Origin of the sequence: Protofrankia sp. CiP1_Cm_nod2, assembly GCF_920664355.1 — a bacterium.
In the GTDB taxonomy this organism is placed as follows: domain Bacteria; phylum Actinomycetota; class Actinomycetes; order Frankiales; family Frankiaceae; genus Protofrankia.
Map to the genome: position 1 here is coordinate 1 of NZ_CAKKTL010000243.1, position 7611 is coordinate 7611.

The 7611-nt window shown below is 73.0% G+C and carries 9 protein-coding genes; all 9 read left to right on the forward strand.

The features are described 5' to 3' along the window. The first annotated feature begins 41 nt into the window (after positions 1 to 41). Entirely contained in the window at positions 42 to 251 is a 210-nt protein-coding gene (locus NBW84_RS20470; protein WP_250286498.1) for a CCE_0567 family metalloprotein, read from the forward strand. After that, on the forward strand, positions 248 to 625 hold the full coding sequence (gene nifW / locus NBW84_RS20475; protein WP_250286499.1) for a nitrogenase-stabilizing/protective protein NifW: 378 nt from the start codon (positions 248 to 250) through the stop codon (positions 623 to 625). The genes NBW84_RS20470 and nifW overlap by 4 nt, the downstream gene beginning before the upstream one ends. Beyond that, positions 625 to 918, forward strand: coding sequence for a nitrogen fixation protein NifZ (locus tag NBW84_RS20480; protein ID WP_250286502.1), 294 nt, complete (start codon positions 625 to 627; stop codon positions 916 to 918). The genes nifW and NBW84_RS20480 overlap by 1 nt, the downstream gene beginning before the upstream one ends. Continuing rightward, a complete protein-coding gene (nifB, locus tag NBW84_RS20485; protein WP_250286504.1) occupies positions 915 to 2654 on the forward strand; it encodes a nitrogenase cofactor biosynthesis protein NifB in 1740 nt (579 codons plus the stop codon). The genes NBW84_RS20480 and nifB overlap by 4 nt, the downstream gene beginning before the upstream one ends. Further along, on the forward strand, positions 2651 to 3238 hold the full coding sequence (locus tag NBW84_RS20490; RefSeq protein ID WP_250286505.1) for an iron-sulfur cluster assembly accessory protein: 588 nt from the start codon (positions 2651 to 2653) through the stop codon (positions 3236 to 3238). The genes nifB and NBW84_RS20490 overlap by 4 nt, the downstream gene beginning before the upstream one ends. A 67-nt stretch (positions 3239 to 3305) precedes the next feature. Further along, on the forward strand, positions 3306 to 3905 hold the full coding sequence (locus tag NBW84_RS20495) for an iron-sulfur cluster assembly accessory protein (RefSeq protein WP_250286508.1): 600 nt from the start codon (positions 3306 to 3308) through the stop codon (positions 3903 to 3905). A 19-nt stretch (positions 3906 to 3924) separates the two neighbouring features. Further along, complete coding sequence (locus NBW84_RS20500; RefSeq protein ID WP_445548423.1) at positions 3925 to 4872, forward strand: HesA/MoeB/ThiF family protein; 948 nt, start codon at positions 3925 to 3927, stop codon at positions 4870 to 4872. Continuing rightward, entirely contained in the window at positions 4869 to 6086 is a 1218-nt protein-coding gene (locus tag NBW84_RS20505; protein ID WP_445548422.1) for a cysteine desulfurase family protein, read from the forward strand. The genes NBW84_RS20500 and NBW84_RS20505 overlap by 4 nt, the downstream gene beginning before the upstream one ends. A gap of 631 nt (positions 6087 to 6717) precedes the next feature. Then, a partial coding sequence (locus NBW84_RS20510) for a serine/threonine-protein kinase (RefSeq protein WP_250286510.1) occupies positions 6718 to 7611 on the forward strand: 894 nt, incomplete at its 3' end.

Here is a 7611-nt window from a genome sequence, read left to right on the forward strand (position 1 = left end):
CGCCGCCGCCGCGCTCGTACGTGCCTACCCGGAGGTGGCCCGTGACGACTCCTGACGACATCCCCGAGCTGCGCACGAAGCTGAAGAAGCTCAACAGCCTCGCCACCCGTCTCAAGCTCGACCTGCACGACCTGGCCGAGGACCTGCCGGTCGGCTGGGAGCAGATCCTGGAGACGGCCACCGCCACCTACAACGCCTATGTCGAGATCAGCCGCCTCGAGCGCGAGCTGGCGAAGGCCGACGCGTCATGACCGCGGCATCCGCCGGGCAGGTGCCGCCCGCTGGGCAGGTGCCGCCCGCCGAGCGGCTGGCGCGCTTCCGCCAGTGCGTCACCGCCGAGGACTACTTCCAGGCCCTGGACGTCCCCTTCGACCCGAAGGTGGTCGCGGTCAACCGGCTGCACATCCTGCGGCACTTCTCCCGGGCCGTGGCCCGCACGGACGCGGGGAATCCCGCTCCGCCGGAGCGGCTGGCCGCCTACCGCGCCGCCCTGGTCGCCTCCTACGAGGCGTTCACCACGGGCACCGCGCTCGACCACCGCCTGTTCAAGGTCCTCGCCGACCGCGCCCCCCAGGCGTTCGTCGCCGTGGACACCGTCACCGTTGAAGCCGAGAAGAGGGCCTGATGGACGTCAGTTTCGAAGAGCCGCTGTCCGAGGCCGCCTACGACGTCGGCGACACCGTCGTGGCCCTGAAGGACCTGCGCAACGACGGCACCTTCCCCGAGCCGGGGATCAGCGTTGGGGACGTGCTGGTGGAGACCGGGACGGTCGGCCACGTCCACGGTGTGGGTGTCTACCTCCAGGAGCACATCGTCTACGCGGTCGCGTTCACCAACGGCCGGGTGGTGGGCTGTCTGGAGCGCGAGCTGGACCTGGTGTCCGCCGCGCCGGGCCGTGAGGCGGGTGAGCGGGCATGACCCCCCGACCGGCCCCGGCGGCACAGCCGGCACAGCCGGCGCCGGTACCGGCGCGGTCGATCCCCCTGACGGTGCTCTCCCCGGCCGAGGCGGCCGCGCCGCCGGTGGCCGCGGCGCCGGCGCCGGCGGCGGGGTGCGCGTCCACCAAGGGATGCGGCGCCAGCACGACCGGCCTGGACCCCGCGATCGCCGAGAAGGTCGCCAACCATCCCTGTTACAGCCAGGACGCGCACCAGTACTACGCCCGGATGCACGTCCCGGTCGCGCCGGGCTGCAACATCCAGTGCAACTACTGCAACCGCAAGTTCGACTGCGCGAACGAGAGCCGCCCCGGCGTCACCAGCAGGCTGCTCACCCCGGAGCAGGCGCTGGCCAAGGTCAAGCGGGTGGCCAGCGAGATCAAGCAGATGAGCGTGCTCGGCGTGGCCGGGCCCGGGGAACCGCTGGCCAACGCGGGGCGCACCTTCCGCACGATGGAGCTGGTCGCCCGGGAGTGCCCGGACATCAGGCTGTGCGTGTCCACGAACGGGCTCACCCTCGTCGACCACGTCGACCGCATCGCGGATCTCGGCATCGACCATGTGACGATCACCATCAACATGATCGATCCCGAGGTCGGCGAACGGATCTACCCTTGGGTGGCCTTCCGTGGCAGGCGCTACACCGGCCGGCAGGCGTCGAAGATCCTCTCCGAGCGGCAGCTGGAGGGGCTCGCGGCGCTCACCGGACGCGGGATCCTGTGCAAGGTCAACTCGGTGATGATCCCCGGGGTCAACGACGAGCACCTGGTGGAGGTCTCCCGCACGGTCCGCGGCATGGGGGCGTTCCTGCACAACGTGATGCCGCTGGTGTCCGCCCCCGAGCACGGCACCTACTACGGCCTGACCGGGCAGCGCGGGCCGACCCCGCAGGAGCTCAAGGCGCTGCAGGACCGCTGCGAGGGCGACGACGGCGCGGAAATGAACATGATGCGCCACTGCCGGCAGTGCCGGGCCGACGCGGTCGGCCTGCTCGGGGAGGACCGCGGCGACGAGTTCGGCCCCGAGACCTACCTGGACGGCGAGGTCACCTACGACCTGGCCGGCCGCCAGGAGGCGCACGCAGCGATCGAGCGCTGGCGCTCCGACGTCCGCGCCACCCGGGAGGAGCTGCGGATCTCCGCCGGCGCGGCGAAGCCGGAACACACGGTGCTGGTCGCGGTCGCCACCAAGGGCGGGGGAGTGGTCAACCAGCACTTCGGCCACGCCGAGGAGTTCTGGATCTACGAGGCGGGCGAGAAGTGGGCGCGTCTGGTGGGCACCCGCAGCGTCGCGCGCTACTGCGAGGGCGTCTCCGAGTGTGACGACGGCGAGGACGACAAGGGGTCGGTGCTCGACCGGACCGTCCAGCTGCTGTCGGACTGCGCCGCCGTGCTGTGCAGCAAGATCGGTAACGGCCCGCGGGAGGCGCTGGCCGCGGCCGGGGTCGAAGCCGTCGAGTGCTACGACATCATCGACTCCGTGGTCGCCACCGAAGGTGCGCGGCTTGCGGCGCGGGGCGTCCAGCGGGTGGCGGACGACGCCCACCAGGCGGCGCGGAGCGCCTGCCGCCCGGCCGCGGAGCCGGCCGGTTTCGCCGCCGACCCGCTGGCAGGCGGCTCGCTGGCATCTGACGACCTGTTCGAGGACACCCCGGACGGGCGGCCCGCCCCGCACCCGCGGCCGGCCGGGCCCGTCGCGGCAAAGGTGGGATCATGATTACGAAACTGCAGGTTGTGCTCACCGAACGTGCCGGCGAGCAGGTCCGGGCGCTGCTCGCCCGCGACGGGACGACCGCCGGCTACGGCCTGCGGGTCGGCGCGGAGCCCGGCGGCTGCTCGGGCTACAAGTACAGCCTCGCGCTCGCGCCCACCGCCGAGAAAGGTGACATCACCGTCCGGCAGGACGGGTTCGACGTGTTCGTCGCGTCCGAGTCCGCCTCGTTCGTCCACGGGGTCCGTATCGACTACGTGGAGTCGCTGACGTCCTCGGGTTTCGTCTTCTCCAACCCGCGCGTGTCGGATCCGTGCTCCTGCGGGTCGTCCTTCTCCGCGGCGGGCCCGGACGGCGACGAGGACAGCCTCTGGCAGCAGGTCGACGAGGCGATCCAGCAGGTACGGCCCTTCCTGCAGCGCGACGGCGGGGACGTCACGGTCGTCGACATCACCGCGGGTGTCGTCTCGGTCCGGCTCACCGGAGCCTGCGGGGGATGCTCCGCCGCCCTGGACACGCTCACGGGCGTCATCGAGCGCCAGCTGAAGGAATCGGTGCCAGCGGTCGAGCGGGTCGTCCTCGCGTACTGACAGTCGGGCCGTCCTCGCTACTGACAGCTCCGTCCAAGCGCGTCCGAGCGCATCTGGAGGTGAACCAGTGAGTATCACGATCAGTTTTACCGAACGGGCGGCCGGCCAGGTGCGCGCGCTGCTCGACCGGGAGGGGACCACCCCCGGCGCCGGCCTGCGGGTCGGCGTCGACGGCGACGGCGGCGGCTGCGCCGGGCACCGGTACCGGCTGGCCGTCGAGCCCGCGCCGCGCGCCGGCGACGTCGTCACCCGGGCGGCGGACTTCGACGTGTTCGTCGCCGCGGACGCGGTCCACCAGTTCGACGGCATGCGCATCGACTACAGCGAGTCGCTGATGTCGTCCGGCTTCACCTTCTACAATCCACATGCGCGCGGTCACTGTATGTGTGGGCCGTCGTTCGCCCCGCCCGTCCAGCCGGACGGGGTGGAGACGTCGCTGCTGCAGAAGGCGAACGTGGCGATCCAGCACATCCGGCCGCACCTGCAGCTGGTGGGCCGGGACGCGTCCGTGGTCGGGGTCGCCGACGGGGTGGTCTCGGTGCGGCTGACCGGCGCCGGGCTCGAGCGTGATGCCGACGTCCTCGAACTGGTGAAAACGGTCGAACAGCAGCTCAAGGACGCCGTCCCCGACGTCCGGCGGGTAATCCCCGCATCCGTGGGCCGGTAGCGGAAGGCAGGGGGACGACATGGACATGCGGCGGTTCGAGCGCCAACTGACACTGAGCGGTTTCGGGCTACCGGGACAGGAGCGGCTGTGCGAGGCGACGGTGCTTGTGGCAGGTGTGGGTGGGGTGGGCGGCGCCGTCGCCACCTACCTGGCCGCGGCTGGCGTCGGGCGGCTGGTCCTCGTGCACCCCGGCGCCCTCGAGACACCCGACCTCAACCGACAGACGCTTATGCGACCCGACCGGGTCGGTGAGCCACGGGTGGCCTGCGCCGCCGACACCCTGCGGGAGCACTACCCCGACGTCACGGTCGAGGCGTGGGACCGGGACCTGTTCGACCCGCTCCTGCCCGGCCTCGTCGCCGGCGCGGACGTGGTCGTCGACGCCCGCCACAACTTCCCCGAACGGTTCCGGATCAACCGGATGTGCCTGGACCTGGGGGTGCCGCTGGTCTTCGCGGCCATGAACACCACCGAGGCCCAGCTGCTGACGGTGCTGCCTGGCGACCCGTGCCTGCGCTGCGTGTTCGCCGACGGCGACCCGGAGTGGGACCCGCTCGGCTTCCCGGTGCTCGGCGCGGTGGCCGGCACCGTGGGCTGCCTGGCGGCCATGGAGGTCATCAAGATCGTCTCCCGGTTCGGTGAGCCGTCCACCGGGAAGCTGCTCGCCTTCGACCTGTGGGACATGGACTTCCGGTCGTTCCCGGTGACTCACGACCCGCAGTGCGTCGACTGCGGGCCCATCCGGCGGCAGCCGTCGCGCCCACAGCCGTACACGGTGCGCCGCGTCCCGCTGCCGGACGTACCGGACGTACCGGACGTACCGGATGTGCCGGATGTGCCGGAGGCGTCGGCGGGCATGCCCGGCCTGGCGGACACGGCCGGCGCGGCCGGCGCGGCCGGCGTCGGTGGGCTGGCCGCGGCCGGGGCCGGGCCCGGCGTCCGGTGCGGTCACGACGATCCGCTGTGACCGGGCCCGTGACCAAGATGATCTACTGTGACTACAACGCGACGACCCCGGTCGACCCGCGGGTGCTCGACGCGATGCTGCCGCTGTTCACCGAGGACTTCGCGAACGCCTCCAGCGGACATGCCGCCGGCCGCGCGGCCGCCCGCCTGGTCGAGCGGGCCCGCGAGCAGGTCGCGGCCCTGGTCGGCGCCGGCCGGCACAGCGTCGTGTTCACCGGCGGCGCCACCGAGGCGGCCAACCTCGCGATCCACGGCGTCCTCGCCGGTGCCGAGCCCGGCCGCCGGCACGTCCTGGTGGCGGCCACCGAGCACAGGGCCGTTCTCGCGGCGGCCGGGCAGGCCGCGCGGCTGCACGGCGGCTCGGTCGAGCTGATCCGGGTGCTGCGCGACGGCACCCCCGACCTCGACCATCTCGCCGCGCTGCTGGCGAAGCTGCCCGGGCAGGTCGGGCTGGTCGCGGTGATGGCCGCGAACAGCGAGACCGGCGCGCTCGCGGACGTCCGGCGGGCCTGCCGGCTCGCGCACGGCGCCGGCGCGCTGTACCTGTGCGACGTCACCCAGGCCGCGGGCCGGATCCCCGTCGCCGTGGAGACGCACGGGATCGACCTCGCCGTGCTCAGCGCGCACAAGATGTACGGGCCCAAGGGGGTCGGCGCGCTCGTCGCCGGCCGTCCGCTGCAGAACCGGCTGACACCGCTGATCGTCGGCGGTGGCCAGGAGCGGGGGCTGCGCAGCGGCACCGTCAACAGCGCCGGCATCGTCGGGTTCGGTGCCGCCGCGCAGCTCGCCGCCGAGCGGCTGCCCGCCGACGCCGACCGGCTGCGCCACCTGACCGCGCTGCTGCACGGCCTGCTGATGGAGAAGATCCCCGGCGTGGAGCTCAACGGCCCGGCCGTCACCCGGCTGCCGAACACGGTGAACCTGCGTTTCGCCGGGGCGGACGCCGACGCGGTGATGACGTCGATGCCGCGGGTCGCGGTGTCGGCGGGCAGCGCCTGCAAGGGCGCGAGCACCGAGCCGTCCCACGTGCTGACGGCGATGGGCCTCGACGCGGCCGCCGCCCTGGAGAGCCTGCGCTTCAGCCTCGGCCGCCCCACCACCGAGGACGAGGTGCACGCGCTGGCCACCCACGTCGCCACCGCCGTCACCCACGTCCGCTCCCTCCGCACCCGCCCCCACGCCTCTCCCCACGCATCCCCCCGCGCCCACGCCTGACCAGCGGTCCGGCCGCGTTCCCCGGGACTGTCCGGGCGGCGGCATAACGGGCGGCGGTGTAACGGGCAGCGGTGTAACGGGCTGCAGTGGTCAGGCGTTTCCGCAGGTCGCGACCTCCATCTCGGGAACAGGGATCAGGACTTTCTGGCGCTCCCCGTTCCCGGCCGGCCTGACGCACCTTTCAGGGAGCCGGAGCCGAGCCGAGGCCACCTGATGGATGCGGCCGGCGGCCACAGCACCGTCAGAGCCGAAGGCGTAGGTGAAAACCGTCGTTGCGGTGCCGCTTTCCACCTACAGCTTCCGCATCCGTAGGTGGAGACCGTTGTTGTAGTAGCGGTTTCTACCTACAGGCAGGCTGATGCGTTCGGGAGGGTGGCAGGGCGGTCGACCGCGGGTGGCGGGCGCGGGATAAAGATCGTCGTTCTGGGTGGGACGATGCCGTGGTGAGCGGTTGCGGTGGGGACGAGGAGCCTGGCTCGTGAACGGTCGAGGGGAGGAGCTCAGCGTCCCGTACGCGGATGGAGCACCCCACCGGCGTGGAGCCCCCCATGCGGACGGAGCCCCGCATGCGGACGGAGCTCCATATGGGGACGGAGCGGCCCCGCCGCGGTTACCGGCCGGGGTGCGGCCGGTGCCGGGGGACCCGCGGTACATCGGTGGCTACCGGCTGCTGGGGCGTCTGGGCGAGGGCGGCATGGGAGTGGTCCATCTCGGGCAGGCGCCGGACGGGCGGCTGGTCGCGGTGAAGGTCGTGGCCTCCCGTTACGCCCAGGACGAGGAGTTCCTGCTCCGCTTCCGCCAGGAGGGCGAGCATGCCCGCCGGGTGCCCCGGTTCTGCACCGCAGAGGTGCTCGACGTCGACGTCACCGCGCAGCCGCCGTATCTGGTGACCGAGTACATCGACGGCCCCACGCTGACCGAGGCGGTCCGCTCCGGCGGCCCGCTGCGCAAGGCCGAGCTCGACCAGCTCGCGGTCGCGATGGCCACCGCGCTGTCCGCGATCCACGGGGCGGGGCTCGTCCACCGCGACCTCAAGCCGGGCAACGTCCTGCTGTCCCGGATGGGCCCCCGGGTGATCGACTTCGGGATCGCCCGGTCGCTGGAGACGTCCGCCGGGCTGACGGCGACCGGCGTGGTGCTGGGAACCGGCAGCTACATGCCGCCCGAACAGCACATGGGCCACGGCGTGACGGCGGCCTCGGACGTGTTCGCCTGGGGCGGGGTGATGGCCTTCGCGGCCAGCGGCCGCGCCCCGTTCGGCAACGGCCCGCCGCACATGATCGCCTACCGGGTGGTGCACGGCGAGCCGGACGTGGCACCGCTGGACCCGCCCCTGCGCGAGGCCGTGTCCGCGGCCCTGCGCAAGGACCCGGCCGCACGGCCCACCGTGGGGCAGCTCCTGCAGCTGCTGGGCGTGCCGGGTGGCGGCCTGCCCGTCCATCCCCGGCGTCCGGCCGCCGCGCCCGCGCCGCCGCCCGCCGCGCCATGGCCCACGCATCCACCCGCGCCGCCGGCACACCTGCCC

Excerpts from the sequence above, each read along its gene's own strand:
- nifW (WP_250286499.1), top strand. The coding sequence starts at position 248 with ATGACCGCGGCATCCGCCGGGCAGGTGCCGCCCGCTGGGCAGGTGCCG.
- NBW84_RS20480 (WP_250286502.1), top strand. The coding sequence starts at position 625 with ATGGACGTCAGTTTCGAAGAGCCGCTGTCCGAGGCCGCCTACGACGTC.
- nifB (WP_250286504.1), top strand. The coding sequence starts at position 915 with ATGACCCCCCGACCGGCCCCGGCGGCACAGCCGGCACAGCCGGCGCCG.
- NBW84_RS20490 (WP_250286505.1), top strand. The coding sequence starts at position 2,651 with ATGATTACGAAACTGCAGGTTGTGCTCACCGAACGTGCCGGCGAGCAG.
- NBW84_RS20500 (WP_445548423.1), top strand. The coding sequence starts at position 3,925 with ATGGACATGCGGCGGTTCGAGCGCCAACTGACACTGAGCGGTTTCGGG.